Genomic DNA, 23,571 nt, shown 5'->3' with positions numbered 1-23,571 from the left:
TTATGCCCCGGCGCCGATCCCCCGCGACCAGACGCCCGCCCGTCAGCCTGGGGCGCGCGGCCCAGCAGGGGATTTCCCCCACCCACGGGGCCGGCAGTCCATTTCACCGCCCGATATCCGGACGTCCGGTTTCCGGCCAACGGAGCGCGTCCGTCAACTTGGCCGGATTCCGTGGAGCGCTCACCTCCCGCAATCTCGCCGTGATATCGGCGTGATCCGAGCGAGCCGCGCTCCGGCTCCGCTCCGGTTCCGTCCGGCCCCCATCCGGACCCGTTCCGCCGCTCCGGGCCGTTCCGGAGCGCGGGCCGTCCGGGGTCTAGCCGACGCCGCGGCGGGTCACCGCGAGCAGGGCCATGTCGTCGTCCCGGGGGCCGCCGGTCCACCGCGCCACGTCCGCCACCAGCGCGTCCAACGCCTCCCGGGGGTCCGCGAACGGACCGAGCGGCGCCAGCCCGGGCACCGGGTCGTAGAACTCCCCCGCCGCGTTCCGTGCCTCGGTCACCCCGTCGGTCACCAGCAGCAGCGTGCACCCCGCCGGGAACGCCCGGGTCTCCGGCCGGGGCCGCGCCACCCCCAGCACGCCCATCCCGAGCGGCAGCCCCGGGTCGGCCGCGTCCCACCGGCGCACCGGATGCTCCCCGTCCAGCAGGTACGGCCCGGGGTGGCCGCAGTCCAGCGTGCGCGCCACCGCCTCCCCCGGCGGGAACTCGACCAGCAGCGCCGTGATGAACCCCTCCAGTCGCAGTTCCTCGCTCAGCTGGGCGCTCTCCCTGAGCAGCGAGCGCTCCAGCGCGTCCGCGAGCCCGCCGAGGTCCGGTGCGCGGTGCGACTCCTCCCGGAACGCCCCCAGCAGCACCGACACCGCTCCCACCGCGTGCAGCCCCTTGCCCCGCACATCGGCGATCAGCACCCGCACACCGTACGGAGTGACCTGCAGCGCGTACGCGTCCCCGCCGATCAGCGCCTCGTCCTGGGCCGCCCGGTAGCAGGCCGCGACCTCCAGCTCCCCCACCCTGCCAGGCGGCTCCGGCAGCACCGCCCGCTGCGCCGCCTCCGCCACCGACCGCACCCGCGCCAGCCGCCGCCCGTGCCGCGCCAGCACCCGGTTCACCCCGACGCCGAGGAGCGCCGCGAACACCGTGTTCCCCAGCTCCAGGTAGCCGGCCGTGGTCCCGATCGACCCGTCCTGCGAGGACAGGACCAGGATCACCGTCACGTTCGCCACCCCGACCGCCACCGTGTCCCGCAGCGCCAGCAGCGCACCGGCGAGCACGGCCGCGGCCGACAGCAGCGGATCACCCCAGTAGTCGGCGGTGTCCAGCGCGTTCCACACCAGCCCGCCGGCGACCAGCAACCACGGCGCGACCCGCACGTACGGCGGCCACTGCACGGACCTCGGGGCCATCGGCGACCTGGCTTCCGTCTCGCCACGCACCCGGAAGGGATTCCTTTCCGATCGTAGGCACGGGGGTGCGGGGCGCGCAGGTCCGGCGGCGACGGGCGGCGGGGAACCGAGGAGCCCCCGGGGCGGCGGCCGCCGGGCGCCTCACCCGGCCCAGGTGAACCGCTCCGCCCCCTCCCCCGCCAGCAGCCCGGGCGGCAGCCGCCGCCCGTACGCGACCAGCAGCAGGTGCTCCGCCCTGCCCTCCACCAGGGCCCGTCCCTGCCCGTACGACCACTGCGCGTCCGTCGCCCGCAGCCGCACGCCGTCCAGCCGGGCGCCGAAGAACCGGACGCTGCGCGGCGAGACCGTGCCCAGCAGGGCGGCGGTGCGGGCCGCCGGCAGGCGGGTGGGCAGCCGGAGGGCCACGGTGATGTCGAGGCCGTGGACCGCGTCATGGGCGAGGGCCGCGATCCGGCCGCCGACCGGGGGCCGCCAGGGGTGGTCGGCGTGGTCGGCCATCGCCGCCGCGAGCTCCCGGTCACTCATCACGGCGGCGTCGCGGCGGGCGACCCGGTCCGTCATCCGGTGCAGGTTGCCGCCGGAGCGGGCGAGCTCCCAGGCCGTCCGCGCCGTCGAGTACCGGAAGCCGGTGCTCAGATGGGCCGCCACCTCGCGCACCCGCCAACCCCCGCACAGCGAGCGCGCGTTCCACTGCTCCACGGTGAATCCCCTGAACACCTCGGCGAGTTCCCGACGTTCCGCCGCGATCTGCTCGCGGACCCACTCCACACCCTGTCCCAGCCGCACGTTCGCCATGCCCCCAGCCTGCGGCCGGCGCCGCCCTCCCGTCCAAGACCCAGTGGTTCTGGCCCCTATGATCAGCGGTTATGGAACTCCGGCAGCTCCAGTACTTCGTCACCGTCGCCCAGCACGGCAGCTTCACCCGGGCGGCCGAGCTGCTGCACCTGAGCCAGCCCGGCGTGAGCGCGCAGATCCGCCGGCTGGAGCGGGAGCTGGGCCACCCGCTGCTCGACCGCTCGGGGCGGGCCGTCCGGCTGACCCGCGTGGGCGAGGCGGTGCTGCCGCATGCGCGGGCCGCGCTCGCCGCCGCGTCGGCGGCCCGCCAGACGGCGCACGAGTTCGGCGGGCTGCGGCGCGGGCACGTCCGGCTGGGCATGGTCGCCGGGGCGGCGCTCACCCCGCCGTCCGCGCTGGGCTCCTTCCCCGGGCTCGCCACCACGCTCGCCGCCTTCCGGCAGGAGCATCCCGGCATCGACTTCTCGCTCGCCGAGGACACCACCGCGCGGATGCTGACGGCGCTGCGCGAAGGGCGGTTGGACCTCGCCGTGATCGGCCTGCCGACCGGCGCGAGCGGGCGCGAAGGCGATGACGGTTGGACGGCACTGACCGGACTCGCCCTGCACACCGTGCTGGACGTCCCGCTGGTCGCCGTCTGCGCCGAGGACCATCCGCTGTCCACCGCCCCCGACGGCCCGCTGCCCGTCGCCGCGCTCGACGGGCACGCCCTGGTGGGCACCCCGCGCGGCACCGGTCTGCGGACGGCCCTGGAGGTCGCCCTCGCCGAGGCGGGCGTGAGCCCGGTCGTGGCCGTGGAGGCCGCCGCCCCGCCCCAGTTGGCCGAACTCGTGGCGCACGGCCTGGGCGTGGCGCTGCTGCCGGACCCGGGGCCCGTGGCCGGGCTGCGGATCCGGCAGCTGAGCGACCCCGTCCCACGCGTCCGGATCGCCCTGGCCTGGCCGACGGGGCGGCGGCCGGCGCCGCCGACCGCCGCCCTGCTGGACCATCTGCGGATCGCCTACCCGGGGCCCTGACGACCGTCGAACCGAGACCCTGACAAGGACCGACCGGGCCGGACGACCGACCGGCTACCCCGCCACCGCCGCGCCGTCGCCGATGTGGAGCACCGCGGCCGCCCCCTCGAAGCTCGACCGGTCGAAGGAATAGCCCTGCTGCGGCGCCGTGTCCGTCCGGGGACGGGCGTCGCCGAGCTCCGGAGCCGCCACCAACTCCCAGGCGACGCCCTCGCGTTGCAGCAGAGCCTCGTACGTCCCCGGCGCCGGATCGCCGAGCCCCAGCGCACCGCTGCGCCCGAGGCTGCCGGCCACGAAGAGGTACCGCCCGCCCAGCAGCGGGCGGAGGCTGCGACCGGCGCCGTTCCAGCGGCACTCCAGCTCTCCCCCGGCCCAGCCGCTCACGGCCTGCTGGAGGTGCGCGTTGTGGGCGAACACCAGCGTGGGCCCGCGCTCGGCCTCGGCGGCGCGGATGTCCAGCAGGTTCTGCGCCATCAGCGCGTCCCGCAGGCCGAGCAGGCCGGACACCCGCTCGCTCAGGCCGAGGCCCTGGATCGCCGCCTGCGCGTGGTAGCGCAGCAGCCCGAGCCCGGCCCGCAGCCGCGTCCCGGCCCGGAGCCACTCGGCCAGGGAGCTTGCTTCGATCAACTCCGGTGCTTGTACGTACAGTCGGATCAACAGGTCGTCGGCGATCCGGCGCAGCTCGGCGGCCTCCGGCGTGGCACCGGGCGAGCTCGCCGCGTCCAGCACCGCCTGCTCGCTGCTCCAGCGCTCGTCCTCGCCGGCCACTGCGGCGATGTCGAGGTCGAGCCGGAGGTAGTCGCGGGCGTGTTCGAGGTAGCGGCGCGGGCTGGGGGCCATGGTGTTCTCGGTCGGGGCGTCGAAGCCGTGGAAGGCCAGCCGCTCCCCGGGCTCCCGGTCGCGGTTGAACTCGCGCATCCAGGAGACGAGTCGGCGGTTGCCGGCCTGGGCGCCGAAGCCGTGGCTGAAGCCCTCGGCCAGCACCGCGTCGAGGGTGCCCGCGCCGCCCTGGACGTAGTCGTCCACGGCGAGCGCGGCCACCCGGTCGGTCTCCAGGGCGATCGAGCGGTAGCCCCGCTCGGCCAGCTGGGCGAAGAGGTGGTTGCGGACCAGCCCGAAGGCCGGTTCCTGGTGGGTCGGCTCGCCGAGGGCGAGCAGCTCGCAGGAGGGCGTGAGGAAGTCTCGGATGTCCTGACTCATGAACCTCAAGCGTATCCTTGAAGGATCGGTTGAGGCTTTTGGCACCGTTTCCGCTCGACCACCGGGTGAAGTCTCAAACGGGCTCGAACGGAGGACAACGCCATGCGGCCCGCCGACCTCGCGCGCGAGCACGGCCTGTCGACCCAGGCCGTCCGCAACTACGAGCGGGACGGCTTCCTGCCGCCCGCCGAACGCACCGCCAGCGGCTACCGGATCTACACCGAGCGGCACGCCGCCGCCCTGCGCGCCTATCTCGCCCTGGTCACCGCGTACGGACACGCCACCGCCGGCGGGATCATGGCCGCGGTGAACGCCGACCGGCTGGACGAGGCGCTGACCGCCGTCGACCGGGGCCACACCCAGCTGCTGCGCGACCGGGAGACCCTTGCCACCGTCCGCCGGGCCGTCGACCACCTGACGGCCCAACCGGCCCCGGAAGGCCGTCCGGCCGTCCCCGGCCCGCTCAGCATCGGAGAGCTCGCCCGCCGCCTGGCCCTCTCCCCGGCCACCCTGCGCACCTGGGAGGCCGCCGGCCTGCTGGCCCCGGACCGCGACCGCGCCACCGGCCACCGCCGCTACCGCCCGGACGACGTCCGCGACGCCGAACTCGCCCACCTCCTCCGCCGCGGCGGCTACCCCCTGGCCCACATCGCCACCGTGCTCCGGCAGGTCCGGACGGCGGGCGGTACGGACTCGCTGGCCGAGGCACTGGCCGCCTGGCACCACCGCCTCACCAGCCGAGCCCGCGCGATGCTCACCGCAGCCACCCGGCTCGACGCCTACCTGGCTCTCAGGAAGGCCTGATCCGCAACGCCGGCACCTGACGTCACGTCATCTTCCCTGCGCGCCTGCGGTTCCGATCCGGCCGAGGGGGCGGTCGGGGAGGATGACGAGGAAGAGCAGCACCGCGCCGCCGAGCATGAACAGCGCGAGGTGGTGCAGCCCGCCCGTGGTGGCGCCGTGCGGGAAGAACGCCGCGTTCGCCGCCGAGGCCGCCATCGCGCCGAGGTACATGAAGGTGCGCAGCAGCCCGGCCGCGGCGGCGATGGCCGTCGGGTCGGCCTGGTGGTACAGCGCGGTCTGGTTGCCGAGACCGGTCAGCCCCTGGGGGACGCCCGCCAGCAGGCCGACGGCCACCAGCAGCACCAGCGCGCTCGTCGAGCCCAGCAGCAGCAGGGCGGCACTGGCCGCCATCTGGAACACCGATCCGACCACCAGCTTGCGGCGCACCGCCGGGCTGCGGCCGGTGACGGCGGAGACCGCGAGGCCGGTGAGCGAGAGCGGCAGCAGGACGAGTCCGGTGGTGGCCGCGCCCAGGCCGCGCCCCTCCTCCAGCCACTGGGTGTAGCCGTACAGGAAGGCGTAGGTGCCGGTGTTGCCGAGGAGCTGGCGCAGGTAGGTCGCGATCAGCGGGCGGTTGCGGGCGAGCGCCCGCAGGTCGATGAAGGGTTCGCGGGTGCGCGTCTCGCGCACGGCGAAGCCGGCCGCGGCCAGCACGGTGAGCACGGGCAGGTACCAGTGCGCGGTGCCGGGCTTCATCACGAACAGCATCAGCGTCAGCAGCAGGGCCGCGAACAGGGCGATGCCGGTGCGGTCGAGCCGGTCCCCGCGGTCGCGGCGCGGCACGGCGGCGGGCAGCCGGGAGAGCCCGAGGACCAGACACGTCAGCGACAGCGGGACGTTGACGGCGAAGACCGTCCGCCAGCCGCCGAGGCCGATCAGCAGGCCACCGAGGGTCGGTCCGATCACGGCGACCGTCTGGCCGGCGACGGCGAGCGCGGTGAGCACGCCGGTGGGGCTGCTCTGACCGGTCCGCTCGGCCTCGCTGCGGGTGAGGTGCATCGCGGCCGGGTAGGCGGCCGAGGTGCCGAGGCCGAGCAGCACCCGGGCGACGATCAGCAGCCCCAGCGAGGGCGCCAGCGCGCCGAGCAGCCCGGCCAGGCCGACCAGGGCCGTTCCGGCCAGGTAGAGCCGGCGCGGTCCGTAGTCGTCCACCAGCCGGCCGAGCACCGGTTGGCCGACGGCGGTGGCGAGGTAGAGCGCGGTAACCAGCCAGGCGGTCTCGGCGGGCGGCGCGCCGAAGGCGATGCCGACGGGGACGAGGGCGACCGCGATCATCGAGGAGTTGATCGGGTTGAGCACCGAGCCGAGCACCATGGGGGCGAGCAGCCGACGGTTGAACTCGCCGCCCGGAGCGGGTCGTTCGCCAGGGCGGTGTCCGGGCCGCCGGCCGGCCGGTGGCTGGCGGCGGGCGCGCAGCCGGGCCAGCAGCGTCAAGGGCTCGCTCATCGCCGGTTCAGCCGATCGATGAGGGGCAGTGCGGCCAGCATGGTGGCGCGCTCGTCCTCGGAGAACTCCTCCTGCAGGGCCCGGGTCAGCCATTCCTCGCGCGCCCGGCGGCTGTCCGCGATCCACGCGAGCCCCTCCTCGGTCAGGCTGACCAGTTGGCGGCGCCCGTCGTCGGGGTCGGGTCGGCGTCCGACCAGGCCGTGTGCCTCCAAGGCGGCCAGGGTGGCGGCCATCGACTGCGGACGGACCCGCTCGGCGGCGGCGAGCGCGCTGGGGGAGGCTGGGCCCTCGCCGATCAGTCGGCTGAGCACGGCGGTCTGGGAGGGGGTGAGGTCACTGGCGCCCTGGATCTTCTCCAGGAGGGTGCGGCGCAGTCGGCTGAAGACGGCGCGCAGTTCCCGGGCGGCCAGCGAGGCGGACTCGTCCGGGTCTGCCGGCTGGGTCGGGTCCTCGGGGACTTCGCGCGCGGGCGGGGCGGATCGCTTCTCGGTCACCGTTCCACGCTAATTTTGTCAGGCCAGCCTGTCCAGTCTCGCTGTACATTTTCGGCCGGGCCCCGCTTCTCCCCATGCGCCCCGGCCGGCCGCCCCGGACCGGCCATAATGGCGTCATGATCGACAAGCAGCTCCGCGTCGTCCTGGCCGAGGACTCGGTGATCCTCCGGGACGGAATGGTCGAGCTCCTGACCGCCCGCGGCTGCGCGGTGGTCGCCACCGCCGGTACGGGCCCCGAGCTGGTCGCCGCCGTGGCCGAACACCGGCCCGACGTGGCCGTGGTGGACATCCGGATGCCGCCCACCCACACCGACGAGGGGATCCGGGCGGCGGTGGAGATCCGGGCCGCCTCGCCGGGAGTCGGGATCCTGGTCTTCTCCCAGCACGTGGAGACCGCCTGGGCGGCCCGGCTGCTGGCCGACGGCGCGGCCGGCATCGGCTACCTGCTCAAGGAACGGGTGGCCCGCACCTCCGAGTTCGTGGACGCCCTGCACCGCGTCGCCGAGGGCGGCACGGCGCTCGACCCGGAGATCGTCAACAGGCTGATGCACGGCGGCCGGCGCGGCCGGGTGGACTCGCTCACCCCGCGCGAGCGGGAGGTGCTGGAGCTGATGGCGCAGGGCCACTCCAACCGCTCGATCGCCGGGCTGCTCACGGTCTCGGAGCGGGCGGTGGAGAAGCACGTGGCCGCCGTGTTCACCAAGTTCGGCCTGCCCGCGACGGACGCCGACAACCGGCGGGTCAAGGCGGTCCTCGCCTACCTCGCGGAGACCGGTTCCTGACCCGTTCCTGACCCGTTCCTGACCCTGGCTCGGACCGTCGCCCGATACGTCCGACCGCCTCCTGTCCTGCTCCCAGCAGGGTCGGAGTCCGTCACAGCCTGCTCGGCAGCTCAGCGGTGACGGTCGTGGGCCCGCCGAGCGGGCTGTCCACCCGCAGCGTCCCGTCCACCGCCGCCAGCCGTTCGGCCAGGCCCGCGAGCCCGCTTCCGGCGCCGACCGTCGCGCCACCCCGCCCGTCGTCCCGGACCGTCAGCCGCACCCGGCCGTGACCGGCGCTCGCGGCCAGCTCGACGCTCCGGGCGCCGCTGTGCTTGGCGACGTTGGTGAGCAGCTCGGCCGCGCAGAAGTAGACGGCGCGCTCGATCACCTCCTCCGGGCGCTCCCGCAGGTCCAGCCGGACCGCGACCGGGACGGGCGAGGTGGCGGTGAGGGCGGGCAGCGCCTCGGCCAGGCCGGCGTCCAGCGCCACCGGGTGGATGCCCCGGGTGAGGCGCCGCAGCGCGGCGATGGTGTCGTCGGTCTGCCCGCGGGCCCGGTCGACCAGGGAGCGCAGCCGCCCGACCCCGGCGTCGCCCCCTGGGCCGGGGTCCGCCGGAGCGAGGCCCGTGAGGGCGTCGTCGGCCAGCGAGAGGGTGATGGCGAGCGCGACCAGCTGCGCCTGGGTGCCGTCGTGCAGGTCGCGTTCCAGCCGCCGCAGCCGGTCGGTGCTCTCGGCGAGGAGCGTGGCCCGCGCGTTCTCCAGTTGGCGGACGCGCTGTTGCGAGCGCACCGGGCCGAGCAGCGCCCGGGCGAGCGCGCGGTCGGCCCGGCTCAGGGCCCGCAGCGCGGCCGGCACGGCGGCGAGCACCGCGAGGCCGGCCGGCGGCCCGAGCACGTCCAGCCAGCTCACCGGTCGCGGCCCCGGCTCCAGCAGCCGCACCCACAGCGGAAAGCCCGCCAGCCACACGCAGCCGAGCGGCATCCCGACCGCGACCAGGAAGCCGAGAACTCCCAGCGGCAGCCGGAGGAGGAGGTAGAGCAGCGCCCGCCAGGCCACCGGGTCGGTCAGCACCACCCGGCCCCGCGCGAACAGGCCGGCGGGCCGTTCGCGCGGTGGCGGCGCCGCCACCGGTTCGCCCAGGAGCCGCCCCACCAGCCGGCGGTGCAGCCCGCCGATCCCCCGGGCCCCGACCAGCGCGGCCACCAGGAACGGCAGCCCCAGGACGGTGAGCGAGAGCAGGGCTCCCCCGTAGAGCACGGCCACGGCGTAGACCCCGCCCAGCACTCCGAGTGGCAGTCCGAGGACGGCGAACGCCACCTCACCGCCCCGCACCGCCGGCACCCGCCGCCACCCAGCCATCACACACACCTCACCACTCACCGGTCAACCGGCCCCCAGCATCCCCCAGCTCCCCGCGCGTCCGCTCACCCCGCACCCGCCCTGGCGGGCGCCCGTCACCCTCGCTCCCCGCCCACCTCCTCCACCGCGCGCCCGCCGACCGCCCACAGCCCCGTGCCCACGATCCCCGGCACCGTGAGCACCGCCGCTCCCGCCACCACCCACGCACAGGCCGCACCCGGCACGACCGGGAGCACCGCCCCCGAGACCGCCCGGCTGAACGCCCCCGTCGCCGCGGCCGCGACCGTACCGCCCAGCAGTACGCCCACCGCCGTCGTCAACAGCGCCTCGACGGAGAGCATCCGCAGCAACTGCCTGCGCGTCGCCCCGACCAGCCGCAGCAGGGCGAACTCCCGGCGCCGGTCGGCGGTCAGCGCGACCAGGGTGTTGACCGTGGAGACCGCCGCGAAGCAGACCAGCAGGCCGAGTTCCACCTGCCGCAACCACACGTCGCTGGCCTTGGTGACGCTGGTCGTGGCACCGGTCGCCCGAGCGGCGTGCTCCGCGGTGCTGGTCAGGATCAGCATCGTCGCGGAAAGCCCGACCAGCAGCGCGACCGGGACCACCGCCGAGGAGAGCCGGGCCGCGTAGCCGCGCAGGTTGGCGTCCGCCAGCCAGCCCACCCTCGGCAGCAGCGCCCGGACCGGGGCTCCGAGCACCGCGGCCAGCAGCCGGGCCGCCGGCGGCCCCAGCAGGGCGACCGCGACCAGCAGCACCAGCGCTCCCAGCAAGGCCGCCTGCCCCGCCTTGTCCAGTTCCCCGGCCGGCCGGCTCGCCGCCAGCCGCAGCAGCAGGACACCGCCCGCCAGCACCGCCGCACCGGCCGGCAGCCGGACCACTCCCGTCTGACGCTGTCCGGCCGAGCTGTCGGTCAGCGCGGCGGCCGGAGTGGGCCGGGTGACGCGCCGGGCCGCGACGGCGGTGGCCGTCAGGCCCACCGACAGCGCCACCGCGAGCGCGATCAGCATCGGCACCGGTGTCCCGGGTATCCGCAGGCCCGGCGCCGCCATCCCGCGCCGCTGGAGCGCGGCGAGGAAGGCGCGGGCACCGAGCGAGCCGACCGCGGTGCCGGGAACGGCGGCCAGCAGGACGGTCGCCGTGACCTCGGCCCGCACCAGCCGCCGGACCTGCCGGGGCGTCGCCGCGACCGTCCGCAGCAGGGCCAGCTCCCGGTGCTGCTGGCGGAGGGTGAAGCCGAGGGCGTTGACCACGACGAACAGCGCGACCAGGACGGCGATCTCGCCGAACGCCCCGGCTATCAGCACCAGACCGGGCCCGGCCACCGGCGCCCGGGTGACGGTGGCCGGCGCCGTGAGCTGGGCGGCGACCAGCGAGCCGAACAGCGTGACCGCCGCGACCGCCAGGAACAGTGCCGCCGCCAGGCCGGCGAACGCCGCCGGCCGGCGCCGGAGCTGACCGGCCGCCAGTGTCAGTACGGATCCGCTCATCGCCCTCACCCTCCCAACCGGCTCAGCCGCTCGCCGACCTGCGCGGCCGTCGGCCGGACCAACTCGTCCACCAGCACGCCGTCCGCCAGCAGCAGCACCCGGTCCGCGTACCCGGCGGCCATCGGGTCGTGGGTCACCATCACGCAGGTCCGGCCGTCCACGTCCACCCCGGCTCGCAGCAGGTCGAGGACCTGGTGCCCGGTCGACCGGTCGAGGGCACCGGTGGGCTCGTCGGCGAACAGCACCTCCGGCCGGGTGACCAGGGCACGGGCGATCGCCACCCGCTGCTGCTGCCCGCCCGACAGCTCACCGGGCCGGTGCCGCTCCTGCCCGGCCAGGCCGACCCGGGCGAGTGCCTCCCGGATCCTGGCGCGCTCCGGCGGACGCCCGGCCAGTCGGCCGGGCAGGGCCACGTTCTGCGCGACGGTCATGGCGGGCATCAGGTTGAAGGACTGGAAGACGAACCCGACCCTGCTGCGCCGCAGTTCCGCCAGCCGCCGTTCGGGCAGCCGGGACACCTCCGTGTCGCCCCAGCGGACGGTGCCCCGGGTGGGGCGGTCCATCCCGGCGAGGCAGTGCAGCAGCGTGGTCTTCCCCGAGCCGGAGGGGCCCATCACCGCCGTGAACGTCCCCGGCGCGAAGGCCACGGACACCCCGCGCAGCGCCCGGACCGCCGCCGTGCCGCGCCCGTACTCGCGGTGCAGCCCCTCGCCGGTGAGCGCCGCCCGCGTCCCCCCGCCCATCGCCACGTCCATCGCCGCGCCCGACTCCGTGCCCATCACCGTGTCCCGCGCCGCCGCTGCGGCGGCTGTCGTCATCCCGTTCATGCCCTCCATCCTGGGCGTCCGGGACCGGCCGATCGATCGGGCTGGCACCCCGATCCGGGGTTCGGGAAACCGAACCCCGCAGGTGTGCCTACCGGCTCCGGCCACCCGTCGTCCGGCCTCGAAAACGGGCTGTCCTTCACCCGCCCGAAGAGGGATCATGCTCCGGTGACCATCGACCTGCTGCCAGGCCGCGGTGTCCGCCTGCCCGCGCCGCTCCCCGAGCTGCGCTTCGGCCTCACCGAGCAGGCGGTGCGCGCCCTGCTGGAGCCGCACGGCGAGTTGCTGCCCGGCGGCGTGCGCCCGACCTTCGTGTGCGGCTCCGTGTGGTCGCTCGGCTTCGAGCTGCCCGGGGTGTCCGTCACCCTGTCCTCGGGTGACGGCGAAGGCCTGCGGGAAGGCCTGCGGGGTGTCACGGTCGGCCGGAATCCGAGCGACGAGCGGCCCGCCTGCCCGGTCGGCTACCGGGGGATCGACCTGTTCGGCTGGCCCGCGCACGAGTTGGTGGCGGCACTGCGCGCCGAGGGCCTGCCCGTGCCCGAGCCGAACGCGGGCGGCAGCCTGTGGTTCGACCGGCTCCACCTCTCCCGGCGCCCCCGCCGCCGCCCTCCCCTGCCGCCCGGCCGGAAGCCGCGCCACGAGCCGCCCTTCCAGTTCGACTACGTCTCCCTCCACGACTCCGGCCCCGTCCGCCCGGACGGCGCACCAGGCCCGGACGTCCCGGAAGGCCGCTCCTCCCGCGACGTTCCGTAACCGCACTCCTCAACCCACGTCTCATCGAAGGAAGTCACCATGCGCACCACGCCCCTCACCGTCGCCGTCCTCGGCCCCGGCGGCGTCGGCGGTCTGATCGGCGGCCTGCTGGCCCGCGACGGCCACCGGGTCATCTGCCTGGCCGGGGAGGAGACGGCCGCCGTCCTCAACCGGGACGGCCTGCACGTCGAAAGCGCCGCGTTCGGCCGGTTCACCGCCCCGGTGGAGGCGGTCGGCGAGCTGCACGAGCCGGTCGACGCCGTCTTCGTGACGGTCAAGGAGACGGCGCTGGCCGACGCGCTCGACCGGGTGCCGCCGCAGGCCGTCGACGGCGCGATCGTCGTCCCGCTGCTCAACGGCCTCGACCACATGGCGCTGCTGCGCGAGCGCTACCCCGCCGCGCGGGTCGTCGCGGGGACGATCCGGGTCGAGGCCACCCGGACGGCCCCTGGCCGGATCGAGCACACCAGCCCGTTCGCCGTCGTCGAACTCGCCGCACCCCTCGGCGAGGCTGCGCCCGCCACGGCGGTCGAGGAGTTCGCCGAGCAGCTGCGGCACGCCGGACCGGAGGTCACCGTGCGGGAGGACGAGACGGCGATGCTCTGGAGCAAACTCTCCTTCCTCGCTCCCTTCGCCCTGCTGACCACCCGGCACGCCGACGAAATCGGTGTCGTCCGTACCGAGCACCGGGCCGAACTCCTGGCGGTGCTGGACGAGATCACCGCCGTCACCGAGGCGGTCGGCGCCCCAGCCGAGCCGACGGCCCTGCTCGCCGCCTTCGACCGCATCCCGGCGACGATGAAGTCCTCGATGCAGCGCGACGTGGAGGCCGGCCGCCCGACCGAGCTCGACGCGATCGGCGGCGCCGTGCTGCGAGCCGCCGAGGCACACGGCGTCGACACCCCGACCATCGCCCGGCTGGTGCGCGAACTGGCTTGAGCAGGGCCTGGGACAGCACCGGCGAATTCGGGTTGCGGAGCGGCCGGCTCCACGAGTAGAACTCCTGAGGTGACGTCAGCCGACCACCGCAGCGCTCCCGCGTGGAGCCACCTCGAGGACTTCCTGCGCGCCCACGAGGCCGACCGGATCCCGCATCCGGGCGGCACGCTGCTGGCGCACCTGGCCCGGGTGGCGGCCCTGTTGGCGGAGTGGGGCACCGACTCCGCCGTCCAGGCCGCCGGGCTCTGCCACGCCGCGTACGGGACCGACGGGTTCGACGGCGCCCTGCTCGGGCTGGAGGAGCGGGCCGTCCTGGTCGAACTCGTCGGCCACCGCGCCGAGGCGCTCGTCTACCTTTACGCGAGCTGCGACCGGGCCGCCGTCTACCCGCGCCTGGGCCGGGACGAACGACCGCTGTTCCACGACCGGTTCACCGGGGACGACCACACCCCGCCGGAGGAGGACCTGCGCGCCTTCCTGGCCATCACGGCCGCCAACGAGCTGGACGTGTTCGCCCACAACGCCGAGCTGGCCGACCGCTACGGGCCGGGCCTGTACGAACTCCTCGCCCGCGTCCGGCACTTGCTGCCCGTCGCCGCCTGGCAGGCCTGCGTGGCGCAGATCGGCCCGGATGCCCGAAGCTGACCAACCCAGCCCGACCCCACCTGACCTGACTTCCACGGGGCCGGCCGGACGTCCCCGTCACCCGCCGGCTGTGGCAAAGCCTCACCGCCATGCCCGGCCTGTCGCCGCCGCCCGGGCGCCGCCAGGCGGTAGGAATGGGCACCGGACCAACCGCACCCCGGAGGCACCGGTGACCCACCCGATCCTCGACCAGATCCAGCGCCTGCGCGCCGACCTGGCACCCGGCGACACCACCCCGACGCTGGTCGCAGCGCTCGCCGACGGTGCGGCCCCGCTCGCGGCCGTGGGCGAACTCACCGCCCAGCAGCACCGGATCATCACCTCCGACCGGCGCAGCCTCCTGCTGCTCGCCACCCGCTGCGCCGACCGGCCGCTCGGCACCTGGTTCGCCACCATGGCCGAGGGTGAGAGCGCCGCGCTGCGCACCCTGCCCGCCCTGGCCGCGGCCTGCGGCCTCGACGAGCGGGCGTCGGCGGCCCGGCCGCCGCTTCCCGGCTGCCAGGCCTACCCCGCCTACCTGGCCTGGCTCGCGCTGAACAGCGCCCCCGCCGCCGCGGCCGCCGCCCTGGTGGCCAACTTCGCGGCCTGGGGCGGCTACTGTGCCGACGTCGCCCATGCCCTGCGCCACCGCTACGGCCTCTCCGACGAGGCCTGCGCGTTCTTCGACTTCTTCGCCCAGCCCGCGACCGAGCTGGAGCAGCAGGCCGCCGACGCCCTCGGGCCCGACCCACTGGACGGAGGGACCTTGGCCGCCGCGCGCGAATACGGTCTGCTGCTCCAGGCCTACGAGCACCTGTTCTGGGACACCCTGGGTGGTTGAGCCCGGTCGAGCGGTGTCCGGGTGGCGTCGGCCGGCTCAGGCCTGCCAGTGCGGCTTGCCGCTGACCATCCGGCAGTAGATCACTCGGCCGTTGGCGTCGTGGGTGCTCTTGCCCAGGTCGTCGTTGCGGCAGAACTGGCCGGCCGCGTAGCAGTTGCCCGCGTTGGAGCGGAGTTCGCACTGCGAGCCGCCCGCCGCCGCGGTGTGCTGCGACTCGGCGTCGGCCGGCGGCTGGGCGGTGGTCGCCTTGGGCTCCGGCGCCTTGGCCGGAGCCGACTGCGGATGGCTGGGCGGGGCGGCCGGCGGGGCGACGCTCGAGGTCAGCGCCGGTGCGGGCGCGGCCGCAGTGGCGGCGGTCGGCTGCGCCGGAACCGCCGGAGCGGCCGTGGTCGTCGCAGTCGTCACGGTCGTCGTGGTGGGGACGGCCGCGACGGTCGGCGAGGACGAGGCCTTGGCAGCGCCGTCAGCCGACGGGTCACAACCGGTCAGCGCGAGACCGACGGTGAGGACGAGTCCGGCGAATCCGGCCAGGCCGGCCGCCCGGCGCCGGCCGGGTATCCGTGAAGGCATGGGGAGAACGCTCCGTTCCGTTCGGGTGAGGCGTGCGATTCAAGCAGGGCTCGCACACCCCGCACGCACGGTTCCCCCACTCGTTGGCAGATCGAGACCTTCCGCCTACCGAGCGCGACGGCCGTCGTCCCGGCCTGCCTCACCGGATGTTCCGGACGACCCCTCGGGGCCGCCCTGCCCGGCCGTCAGCGCAGCCCGGCCGTCCGGCGCTCGAACACCTCGGGGCGGGCGGTCTCCAGCGCGGTGGAGACCGCCCCGAGGAGCACCGCCTCCTCCCCCAGGAGGCTCGGCGCGAGCGTCGGGCGCATCGGCGCGAGCCGGTGCAGGGCGCGCTCCAGCGGGTCCAGCAGCAGGTCCGCACTGCTGCCGATGCCGCCGCCGAGCACCACGAGGTCCGGGTCGAGGATCGCGGACAGCACGGCGACGGCGTAGGCGAGCCGCTCCGCCTCCTGTTCCACCGCCCGGACGGCCGCCTCCTCGCCGGCCCGGGCCCGGTCGAAGACCTGCTTGGCGGTCAGCCGCCGTCCGCCGGTGCCGGTGAGCCCGAAGTCGCGGGCGGCGCGCACCACGGCCTCGGCCGCGGCCTGCTGCTCGATGGTCGCGGCCGGCTCGCCGGCGCGCGCGGGCAGCGGCACCAGACCGATCTCGCCCAGCGCACCGTGCGCGCCGAGCAGCAGTTCGCCGTCCTTGACCACGCCGACGCCGAGTCCGGTCCCGACCAGCAGGTAGGCGAACATCCGGCTGCCGCGCCCGGCACCGAGGGTGTACTCGCCGAGCGCGGCCAGGTTGGCGTCGTTGGCCACCGTGACGGCCGTGCCCAGGCCCTCCCCGATCCGGTCGAACAGCCCGGGCCGGCCCCAGTCGGGCAGGCTGGTGGCGTAGCGGACGCCGCGCAGTTCCTCGTCCCACACGCCCGGGGTGCCGATCACGGCGTGCACGATGTCGGGGGCCGCGAGGCCCGCCTCGGCGATCGCCTCGCGCGCCGCGGCGACCACGGCGTCCGCGACGGCGTCGGCACTGCGGCCGCGGTTGGCCACGTCCCGCCGGGCGACGACCGCGCCGGCGAGGTCCGCGACCGCCACCCGGAGCCGGGCCCGGCCGATGTCCACCCCGAGCACGTGACCGGCGGTCGGGTCGACTTCGTACAGTACGGCGGTGCGGCCCCGCTCGGGGGCCAGCCGCCCGGCCTCGCGGACCAGTCCGGCCTGCTCCAGCTCGGCCAGCGCGGCGGACACGGTGGGCTTGGACAGCCCGGTGTCCCGGGCCAGTTGGGCCCGCGAGGAGCCGCCGCCGGTGCGCAGCAGCTCCAGCAGCAGCCATTCGTTGTTGCTGCGCAGCCGCTGCCGGTTCCACGGCACCCCGGGTGCCCCGGCCGCCGGGCGACTGGTCGGCTGGTGGGGGCTCATCGGTTCCTCCGGTCTGGTGCTGGCGGTGCGGCGCCGGCGGTCCGCCGCTGGGGTGCGCGGCGGACCGTCCGGCGTCCGGGGGCGTCGGTCGGGCGGGCCTGGCACGACCCGCGGCGCCCGGTGCCGGGCGCCGCCGCCCAAGTATGACCGGTGATCACCCGGCGGCCGTCGCCCGCACCGCTCAGCGCTCATCGCCCGCCCCGCACCGCCCACCACCCACCGCCCGCCACCGGGTGCCGGCCGATGCGGCGTCAGGCGCCGTCCGCGCTGACCCAGCCCGCCGTCATGCCCTGCACCGCCGAACCGTCCGCGTCCGCCAGCTTGGTGGCGACGAAGGCCCGGGCCGCCTCGGAGGTCTGCACCCGGAACGGCGGCTTCTCGGCGGTGAGCGCGGCGACGATCGGCTCGGCCGCCTCCTCGGCGGTCTGGGCGCCACTGAAGGCCTTCAGCGTGCGGTCGATGTACGCGCGCAGCGCCGGGCCGTACGGACCGGCGGCGGCGACGATGGCGGGCACGTCGATGCCCTGGTTGCCGATGAACTCGCTGGCCACCGCGCCCGGTTCGACGACGGTGACGGTGACGCCGACGGTGGCCGCGACCGGTGCCAGCGATTCCATGAAGCCCTCGACGGCGAACTTGGCCGCACAGTAGGCCTCGTTGAAGGGCTGGCCGACCACACCGCCGACGCTGGTGACGGTGACCACCCGGCCGCCGCTGGCGCGCAGGTGGGGCATCGCGGCCCGGGTCACCTCCACCACGCCGAAGTAGTTGACCTCCATGGCGGCGCGCACCGGCGCCAGGTCGTGCTGTTCGACGGTGCCGACGAAGCCCGCGCCCGCGTTGTTGACCACCGCGTCCAGCCGCCCGTGCCGGTCGAGGACCGTCGCCAGGCAGTCGGCGACGGAGGACGGGTCGGTGACGTCCAGCCGCTCGACCTCGATCCGGGCGGCGACGCCCGCCCCCTCCGCCGCGCGCAGCAGGTTCCCGGCCCGTCCGGTGTCCCGCATGGTGGCGACCACCCGCCACCCGGCGCGGGCGGCGGCCACGGCGGCGGCGAGGCCGATCCCGGAGGAGGTGCCGGTGATCAGAACGACCCTGGTGCTGTCCATGGCGGATCTCTCCTTCAGCTGTCCCGGGCGGGATCCCCGGTTCCGGAAGACGATTGTGTGTGCGCACACACACCCTACAAGTGTGTGCACATGCACGCAACGGTCGCCTGCAGCTCTGCCCCACCGCCTGCCCGCCGGTCACGATTTCACCCACTCACGGGCGTGCCGCGCGCCGACGCGTGATCATGGCCGTATGCACTTCCGGCACGACAACCGAGCCGAGGGCTCCCCTCCCACCGCCCCGGACGCCCAGGTTCCCGCGGCGACCGCGGCGAACGTCACCCCCGGCCCCAGCGCCGTCACCGAGAGTGACATCGGCGGTGACGATCCCGAGCTTCCGCGCGACCTGCTCGCGGCCGCGCCGGTAGGGCTCGCGCTGCTCGACCGGACGTTGCGGTGGCAGTACCTCAACCCCGCCTTCACCGCCGTCACCGGCCTGCGCCGCGCCGACCTCCTCGGCCGCCCCGCCGGAACCACCGCCTTCGCCGAAGCCACCGCGACCCTGCGCCGCGTGCTCGCCGACGGGCAGGAGCGCGAAGAGGTCACCGGCGGCCCCGGAAGCGCCGGCTCCCCCGTCCCGCCCGGCCTGCGGGTGCGCTACCGCCCGCTGCGCCGCGCCGGACGGACCACCGGCGTGATCGTCGTCGTCCTGGACGACCCGGAGCCGGCGCGCCCGCGACCGCGCGAACTCGAACAGGCCCGCGCCCGGCTCGCCCTACTCGACGCCGCCGCCGAGCGCATCGGCACCACCCTCGACGTGGACACCACCTGCGCCGAACTCGCCGCCTTCGCCGTGCCGGAATTCGCCGACGTCGCCACCGTCGACGTGGTGCCGGCCGAGGCGGAACCCGCCCGCCCCGGCCAGGACCCCGGCCGACGACTGCACCGCGCCGCCGTACGGGCCGTGCCCGCGCTCACCGGGGCGGTCGCCGAACTGGCCCGCCCCGGTGAGTCCGTCCGCCACCGCGACGGATCCGCCGCCGCCCGCGGCCTGGCGGGCGGCACCGCCGTACTCGCCGAGCCCGGCAGCCAGGACGCCTGCCCCGCCGGCATCGCCTCCCTGCTGGTCCTCCCGCTGGTCTCCCGGGGCCGCCTCGTCGGACTGCTCACCCTCGGCCGGGCCGCCGCCACCCCGGCCTTCACCCCCGACGACGCCGCCCTGCTCGGCGACCTCGCCGCGCGCGCCGCGACCGGCATCGACCACGCCCGCCGCTACGCCCACTCCCAGGGAATCGCCCTGGCCCTTCAGCGCGCCCTGCTCAGCGAACCCGGCAACCCGCACCAGAACCTCTCGCTCGCCTCCCGCTACCTGCCGTCCGGCAGCGCCACGGTGGTCGGCGGCGACTGGTACGAGACGGTCCGGCTGCCCTTCGGGCGGACCCTGCTCGCGATGGGCGACGTGATGGGGCACGGCGTCGAGGCCGCCGTCGACATGAGCCACTACCGCTCGGCGCTGCGCGACATCGCCGGCATGGACCTGCCCCCGCACCGCATCCTGCGCCAGCTCGACCACGTCATCTCCGCCGACGACTCCGCCCGCCCGGCGACCTGCCTGCTGGTCCTCGCCGACCCCGGCCGCGGCCGCTGGACCCTCTCCAGCGCCGGCCACCTGCCGCCCGCCCTGATCACCCCGGACCACCCCACCGAACTGCTGGGCACCCCCACCGGCCCGCCGCTCGGCACCGGCCTCGGCGGCTACGAGCAGTCCACCCACCCGCTCATCCCCGGGCAGACGCTGCTGCTCTACACCGACGGCCTGGTCGAGCGCCGCGGCGAGGACATCGACACCTCACTGGAGCGCCTGGCCGCGCTCCGCCTGCCCGTCACCGGCGAACTCGACGACCTCCTCGACGCCGTCCTCCACGCCCTCGCACCGCCCCCGGCCCCCGCCGCCGAGGACGACATCGCCCTGCTCGCCGCCCGCCCCAGGGTCCGCTGACGCACGCCGGAACGGGCGGCAGCCGCCCGCCGGCAGCCGCCCGCCCGGGGCGCCGTCGACCGGCGCCGCTACAGCTTCGCGAGCGCCTGCTGCACGTCCGCCCACAGGTCCTCGGGGTGTTCGATGCCCACCGAGACCCGGACGGTCCCCGGGCCGATGCCCGCCGCCGCCAACTCGGCGTCGGAGAGCTGCCGGTGCGAGGTGCTGGCCGGGTGCAGCACCAGGGTGTGGACGCCGCCGAGCGAGGGGGCCAGCGAGGCCAGCCGTACGGACTCGGTGAAGGCGCGGGCCGCCTCGCGGCCTCCGGACAGGTCGAAGGCCAGGACGCCGCCGTGGCCGGCCGGCAGGAGGCGGCGGGCGAGGTCGTGGTCGGGGTGGGTCGGCAGGCCCGGGTAGTGGACGGCGCGGACCGCCGGGTGCGCGGCCAGACGGGTGGCCAGGTCGAGGGCGGTGTCGCAGTGGCGGCGGACCCGCAGGGCGAGGGTCTGCAGCCCGCGCAGGGTCAGCCAGGCGGCGAAGGGGTCGATGCTCGCGCCGAGTTCGGTCGCGAACCGCCAGACATCGCGGTGCAGTCCGGCGTCGGCGAAGACGGCGATCCCGGCCAGGACGTCCGAGTGCCCGCCGAGGTACTTGGTGGCCGAGTGGACCACCACGTCCGCGCCGTGCTCGATCGGTCGGCACAGCAGCGGGGTCGCGAAGGTGTTGTCGACGACGCTCACCACGCCCGCCCGCTTGGCGGCCGCGATCAGCCCCGGCAGGTCGGTGACCCGGGTGGTCGGGTTGGAGACCGTCTCCAGGTGCAGCAGCCGGGTGTTGGGCCGCAGCGCGGCCTCGACCTCGGCCGGGTCGTCGCCCGTGACGTGCGTCACCTCGACGCCCCACCGCTCCGCGAGGTCGGCCAGCATCGCGAAGGTGCCGCCGTACAGGCTCCGTTGGGCGATCACGTGGTCGCCGGAGCGCAGCAGGGCGAGCAGCACGGTGTTGATCGCCCCCATGCCGGAGGCGGTGGCGATCGCGTGGACGCCGCCCTCGAGGTCGGCGACGGCGGCTTCCAACGAGCGCACCGTCGGGTTGCCGAACCGGTTGTAGAAGAACGCCTCGCCCGGCCCGGCGAAGGCCTGCACGAGCGCGTCCCCGGTGTCGAACGCGAACAGGTGGCCCTGGTGCAGCGGGACGCCCAGCGGGCGGCTGCCGACCACCTCGGAGATCGGCGGGTGGACGATCCGGCTCTCGGGGCGCAGCGGGTCGGGGTTCAGGTGCGAGTCGCTCATGCGGCCATCCTGAGCCGCGCCCGCCTGGCTCGGAAAGGGCCAATTCCAGCGAAGTGGCCCCGGCCCGGCGCCGGACAGGGCACCAGGGCCGGGGCCGATCGGGCTCAGCCGGTCAGCGGCGGCGGCCGAAGATCCGCTTCGCCAGGTGGATGACGGCCCAGATCAGCAGGATGACGAACAGAACGATCAGGATGATCACCACCAGCAGGAACTTGCCGAGCTTGGCGAAGAAACCCGACTTCTTCTTCTCCTGCTTGGCCGCGAGGTGCGCCGCCGGCCCGTGCGCCACCGCGGCCTGAGCGACCGGGGCCTGCGCTGCCGGGGCGTGCCCGTCGGGGGCCTGAGCTGCGGGGCCCTGAGCTGCGGGGCCGTGAGCGACCGGGGCCTGCGCGGCGGAGGTGGCGGCGGTGGCGGCCGCGACGGTCCGGGGTGCGGCCACCGCCGTCGCGCTCGACGCCGCGGCGCTCAAGCCCACGGCAGCCAGCAGTGCCACCAGGACGCCGGCTATCGACGGTGCGATCCGGTGAGTCATCGTGCTCCTCAAACTGGTCCGGAGCAGCGGGATGAGTCACAGCCGACCAACTCTCATGGTCTGACCAGTGATTTCCTCATCTGCGCTTAGTATGCTCCTCTGACGTTCTACAGCGGTGTAAAAGTTTAGCGACGGGCCCGCCCCGGATCGGCTTCGACCCCGGGCCACGCGAATCCACCGCTCCAGCGGGGGTTTCGTGGCAACTGTGGAGGATGACGCCGTGTCGGGTCGCAGGGGTTCCCCCGAAACCGAGAATTCACCGAACCGCCCCGGCGGACACCGGGCCGCAGGCCGAAGGGCCACCCCGAACAAGGACATACCGGACGAACGCCGTACGGGCCGGGCCAAGCCCAAGCGCAAACGGAGCACCAAGGAGAAGGTGCTCTGGGTGACCGCCGGCTGCAGCGCCCTCCTCCTGCTCGGCGGCGGCGCCCTCTACTACCGCCTGAACGGCAACATCACCACCTTCGACGGCGACGCCCTCAGCAAGGACCGCCCGGAGGCGGCCGCCCCGGACGCCCAGGGGCGCACCCCCGTGAACGTGCTGATGATCGGCTCGGACAGCCGGGGCAACGGCAACAGCGACCTGGGCGGCGGCGGGGACGCCGGCGCCCGCTCCGACACCGCGATCCTGCTGCACGTCTACGCCGACCACAAGCACGCCGTCGGCATCTCCATCCCCCGCGACTCCCTGGTCACCATCCCGCCGTGCAAGCTCCCCAACGGCAAGTGGACCAAGGAGCAGACCAACGTCATGTTCAACAGCGCCTTCTCGGTGGGCAACACCGAGCAGGGCAACCCGGCCTGCACCCAGAACGCCGTCGAGAAGCTCACCAACCTCCGGGTCGACCACACCATCGTGGTGGACTTCAACGGCTTCGCCACCATGACCAAGGCCGTCGGCGGCGTCGACGTCTGCCTGCCCAACGACATCCACGAGGGGGACCTCAACCCCAACCTCGGCAAGAAGGGCAAGCTGATCTTCGCCAAGGGCGAGCAGAAGGTCGAGGGCCAGGCCGCGCTGGACTACGTCCGGATCCGCCACGGCATCGGCGACGGCTCCGACATCGGCCGCACCAAGCGCCAGCAGGCCTTCCTCTCCTCCCTCATCAAGCAGGTCAAGTCGCAGGGGATGGACCCCACCACCCTGCTGCCGCTGGCCGACGCGGCGACCAAGTCGCTGACCGTCGACCCCGGCCTCGGCTCGGCCGCCCAGCTGATGTCCTTCGCCATGTCCCTCAAGGACGTGGACCTGCACGACATCAAGTTCATCACCGCACCGTGGCGCTACGAGGGGCCCCGGGTCGCCCTGGTCCACCCCGACGTGGACCAGCTCTGGGCCGCGCTCAAGGCCGACCGCACCATCGACGGCCAGGACGCCAGCGCCCAGCGCCCGGACGCGGCGGACACCTCCGCCCCCGGCACGCCGCCCGCCACGGCGACCCCGAGCCCCGGCGCGGACGCCCGGAACGCCGGCATCAAGGTCGCCGTGCTCAACGGCACCGGCGAGTCCGGTCTCGGCGGCCGGGGGGCCGAAACCGTCAAGGGCGCCGGCTACACCGTGACCACCGTCGGCAACGCCTCCGGCAAGCCCCGCAGCACCACCGTGGTCGAGTACGGCACCGGCGAGCGCACCACCGCGGAGGGCATCGCGAAGCTCTTCCCCGGTGCCACCGTCCAGCCCGGCGGCAAGGGCCTGAGCGTGGTGCTCGGCCACGACTTCGCCGCCGCCAACCCGGCCACCGGCGCGAACCCCGCTTCGCCGGCCCCGCTGCCCACCAGCGTCAGCGGCACCGCGCGTTCGGCGGACGACGACCCCTGCACCAACATCTCCTACGGCTGAGCCGGCGACCGCCGGAACGACGACGGCGGGGGGGGGGGGGGGGGGGGTGGGGGGGGGGGGAGGGAGAAGGGGGGGGGGGGGTATCCGGGCCTCCCCCCTCGAGCCGGAAAGAA

At 75.3% G+C, this 23,571-nt stretch carries 22 protein-coding genes; 9 read left to right on the top strand and 13 right to left on the bottom strand.

Features of this window, described 5'->3' with window-relative positions:
* Positions 1-316: 316 nt before the first annotated feature.
* The gene (locus tag ACZ4WV_RS01445; protein WP_465741603.1) at positions 317-1,405 is read right to left on the bottom strand and encodes a PP2C family protein-serine/threonine phosphatase; all 1,089 of its coding nucleotides are present in this window, start codon (positions 1,403-1,405) and stop codon (positions 317-319) included.
* 141 nt (positions 1,406-1,546) lie between these two features.
* On the bottom strand, positions 1,547-2,200 hold the full coding sequence (locus ACZ4WV_RS01440) for a maleylpyruvate isomerase family mycothiol-dependent enzyme (protein ID WP_465741601.1): 654 nt from the start codon (positions 2,198-2,200) through the stop codon (positions 1,547-1,549).
* Between the two features lie 71 nt (positions 2,201-2,271).
* Here ACZ4WV_RS01440 and ACZ4WV_RS01435 point away from each other — a divergent pair, with 71 nt between their 5' ends.
* Entirely contained in the window at positions 2,272-3,216 is a 945-nt protein-coding gene (locus ACZ4WV_RS01435) for a LysR family transcriptional regulator (protein WP_465741599.1), read from the top strand.
* Between the two features lie 54 nt (positions 3,217-3,270).
* Here ACZ4WV_RS01435 and ACZ4WV_RS01430 read toward each other — a convergent pair whose 3' ends face one another.
* Positions 3,271-4,416 carry an erythromycin esterase family protein gene (locus ACZ4WV_RS01430; RefSeq protein WP_465741597.1) on the bottom strand — a complete coding sequence of 382 codons (1,146 nt, stop codon included), beginning with the start codon at positions 4,414-4,416 and terminating at the stop codon, positions 3,271-3,273.
* Between the two features lie 102 nt (positions 4,417-4,518).
* Here ACZ4WV_RS01430 and ACZ4WV_RS01425 point away from each other — a divergent pair, with 102 nt between their 5' ends.
* Complete coding sequence (locus ACZ4WV_RS01425; protein ID WP_465741595.1) at positions 4,519-5,220, top strand: TioE family transcriptional regulator; 702 nt, start codon at positions 4,519-4,521, stop codon at positions 5,218-5,220.
* A 27-nt stretch (positions 5,221-5,247) separates the two neighbouring features.
* Here ACZ4WV_RS01425 and ACZ4WV_RS01420 read toward each other — a convergent pair whose 3' ends face one another.
* Together ACZ4WV_RS01420 and ACZ4WV_RS01415 are read right to left on the bottom strand one after the other, a co-directional pair.
* Positions 5,248-6,705, bottom strand: a complete 1,458-nt coding sequence (locus tag ACZ4WV_RS01420; RefSeq protein WP_465741593.1) for an MFS transporter — start codon at positions 6,703-6,705, stop codon at positions 5,248-5,250.
* The gene (locus ACZ4WV_RS01415) at positions 6,702-7,199 is read right to left on the bottom strand and encodes a MarR family winged helix-turn-helix transcriptional regulator (protein ID WP_465741591.1); all 498 of its coding nucleotides are present in this window, start codon (positions 7,197-7,199) and stop codon (positions 6,702-6,704) included. The genes ACZ4WV_RS01420 and ACZ4WV_RS01415 overlap by 4 nt, the downstream gene beginning before the upstream one ends.
* A 116-nt stretch (positions 7,200-7,315) precedes the next feature.
* Here ACZ4WV_RS01415 and ACZ4WV_RS01410 point away from each other — a divergent pair, with 116 nt between their 5' ends.
* The gene (locus ACZ4WV_RS01410; protein WP_465741589.1) at positions 7,316-7,981 is read left to right on the top strand and encodes a response regulator; all 666 of its coding nucleotides are present in this window, start codon (positions 7,316-7,318) and stop codon (positions 7,979-7,981) included.
* 91 nt (positions 7,982-8,072) lie between these two features.
* Here the strand turns inward: ACZ4WV_RS01410 and ACZ4WV_RS01405 are convergent, their stop codons facing one another.
* From ACZ4WV_RS01405 to ACZ4WV_RS01395, 3 genes are all read right to left on the bottom strand, one after another.
* Positions 8,073-9,320 (bottom strand): sensor histidine kinase, encoded by a 1,248-nt coding sequence (locus ACZ4WV_RS01405; RefSeq protein WP_465741587.1) that lies wholly within the window; start codon positions 9,318-9,320, stop codon positions 8,073-8,075.
* Positions 9,321-9,415: 95 nt separating this feature from the next.
* A complete protein-coding gene (locus ACZ4WV_RS01400; RefSeq protein WP_465741585.1) occupies positions 9,416-10,807 on the bottom strand; it encodes an FtsX-like permease family protein in 1,392 nt (463 codons plus the stop codon).
* A 5-nt stretch (positions 10,808-10,812) separates the two neighbouring features.
* A complete protein-coding gene (locus ACZ4WV_RS01395; protein WP_465741662.1) occupies positions 10,813-11,562 on the bottom strand; it encodes an ABC transporter ATP-binding protein in 750 nt (249 codons plus the stop codon).
* Between the two features lie 237 nt (positions 11,563-11,799).
* On the opposite strand from ACZ4WV_RS01395, the gene ACZ4WV_RS01390 reads away from it, so the two are divergent.
* The 4 genes from ACZ4WV_RS01390 to ACZ4WV_RS01375 all read left to right on the top strand — a co-directional run bounded on the left by ACZ4WV_RS01390 (position 11,800) and on the right by ACZ4WV_RS01375 (position 14,788).
* Positions 11,800-12,384 carry a hypothetical protein gene (locus tag ACZ4WV_RS01390; protein ID WP_465741583.1) on the top strand — a complete coding sequence of 195 codons (585 nt, stop codon included), beginning with the start codon at positions 11,800-11,802 and terminating at the stop codon, positions 12,382-12,384.
* A 39-nt stretch (positions 12,385-12,423) separates the two neighbouring features.
* Positions 12,424-13,323 carry a ketopantoate reductase family protein gene (locus tag ACZ4WV_RS01385; protein ID WP_465741581.1) on the top strand — a complete coding sequence of 300 codons (900 nt, stop codon included), beginning with the start codon at positions 12,424-12,426 and terminating at the stop codon, positions 13,321-13,323.
* A gap of 69 nt (positions 13,324-13,392) precedes the next feature.
* Complete coding sequence (locus ACZ4WV_RS01380) at positions 13,393-13,968, top strand: DUF6817 domain-containing protein (RefSeq protein ID WP_465741579.1); 576 nt, start codon at positions 13,393-13,395, stop codon at positions 13,966-13,968.
* A 169-nt stretch (positions 13,969-14,137) separates the two neighbouring features.
* Positions 14,138-14,788, top strand: a complete 651-nt coding sequence (locus tag ACZ4WV_RS01375) for a thiaminase II/PqqC family protein (protein ID WP_465741577.1) — start codon at positions 14,138-14,140, stop codon at positions 14,786-14,788.
* 36 nt (positions 14,789-14,824) lie between these two features.
* Here ACZ4WV_RS01375 and ACZ4WV_RS01370 read toward each other — a convergent pair whose 3' ends face one another.
* The 3 genes from ACZ4WV_RS01370 to ACZ4WV_RS01360 all read right to left on the bottom strand — a co-directional run bounded on the left by ACZ4WV_RS01370 (position 14,825) and on the right by ACZ4WV_RS01360 (position 17,873).
* Positions 14,825-15,358 (bottom strand): hypothetical protein, encoded by a 534-nt coding sequence (locus ACZ4WV_RS01370; RefSeq protein ID WP_465741575.1) that lies wholly within the window; start codon positions 15,356-15,358, stop codon positions 14,825-14,827.
* Positions 15,359-15,543: 185 nt separating this feature from the next.
* Positions 15,544-16,764 carry an ROK family transcriptional regulator gene (locus tag ACZ4WV_RS01365; protein WP_465741573.1) on the bottom strand — a complete coding sequence of 407 codons (1,221 nt, stop codon included), beginning with the start codon at positions 16,762-16,764 and terminating at the stop codon, positions 15,544-15,546.
* A gap of 251 nt (positions 16,765-17,015) precedes the next feature.
* On the bottom strand, positions 17,016-17,873 hold the full coding sequence (locus tag ACZ4WV_RS01360; protein ID WP_465741571.1) for an SDR family NAD(P)-dependent oxidoreductase: 858 nt from the start codon (positions 17,871-17,873) through the stop codon (positions 17,016-17,018).
* A gap of 193 nt (positions 17,874-18,066) precedes the next feature.
* On the opposite strand from ACZ4WV_RS01360, the gene ACZ4WV_RS01355 reads away from it, so the two are divergent.
* Positions 18,067-19,812, top strand: a complete 1,746-nt coding sequence (locus tag ACZ4WV_RS01355) for a PP2C family protein-serine/threonine phosphatase (protein WP_465741569.1) — start codon at positions 18,067-18,069, stop codon at positions 19,810-19,812.
* Positions 19,813-19,880: 68 nt separating this feature from the next.
* Here the strand turns inward: ACZ4WV_RS01355 and ACZ4WV_RS01350 are convergent, their stop codons facing one another.
* Positions 19,881-21,083 carry a trans-sulfuration enzyme family protein gene (locus ACZ4WV_RS01350; protein ID WP_465741567.1) on the bottom strand — a complete coding sequence of 401 codons (1,203 nt, stop codon included), beginning with the start codon at positions 21,081-21,083 and terminating at the stop codon, positions 19,881-19,883.
* A gap of 112 nt (positions 21,084-21,195) precedes the next feature.
* Positions 21,196-21,615: a hypothetical protein gene (locus ACZ4WV_RS01345; protein ID WP_465741565.1), complete on the bottom strand. Its 420-nt coding sequence runs from the start codon at positions 21,613-21,615 to the stop codon at positions 21,196-21,198.
* 220 nt (positions 21,616-21,835) lie between these two features.
* On the opposite strand from ACZ4WV_RS01345, the gene ACZ4WV_RS01340 reads away from it, so the two are divergent.
* Positions 21,836-23,458, top strand: a complete 1,623-nt coding sequence (locus tag ACZ4WV_RS01340; RefSeq protein WP_465741563.1) for an LCP family protein — start codon at positions 21,836-21,838, stop codon at positions 23,456-23,458.
* The last annotated feature ends 113 nt before the right edge of the window (positions 23,459-23,571 follow it).

Source organism: Kitasatospora sp. NPDC029312 (assembly GCF_055569215.1).
The sequence above is the reverse complement of the archived record's forward strand: the minus strand, read 5'-3'. Positions and strand labels throughout refer to the sequence as shown.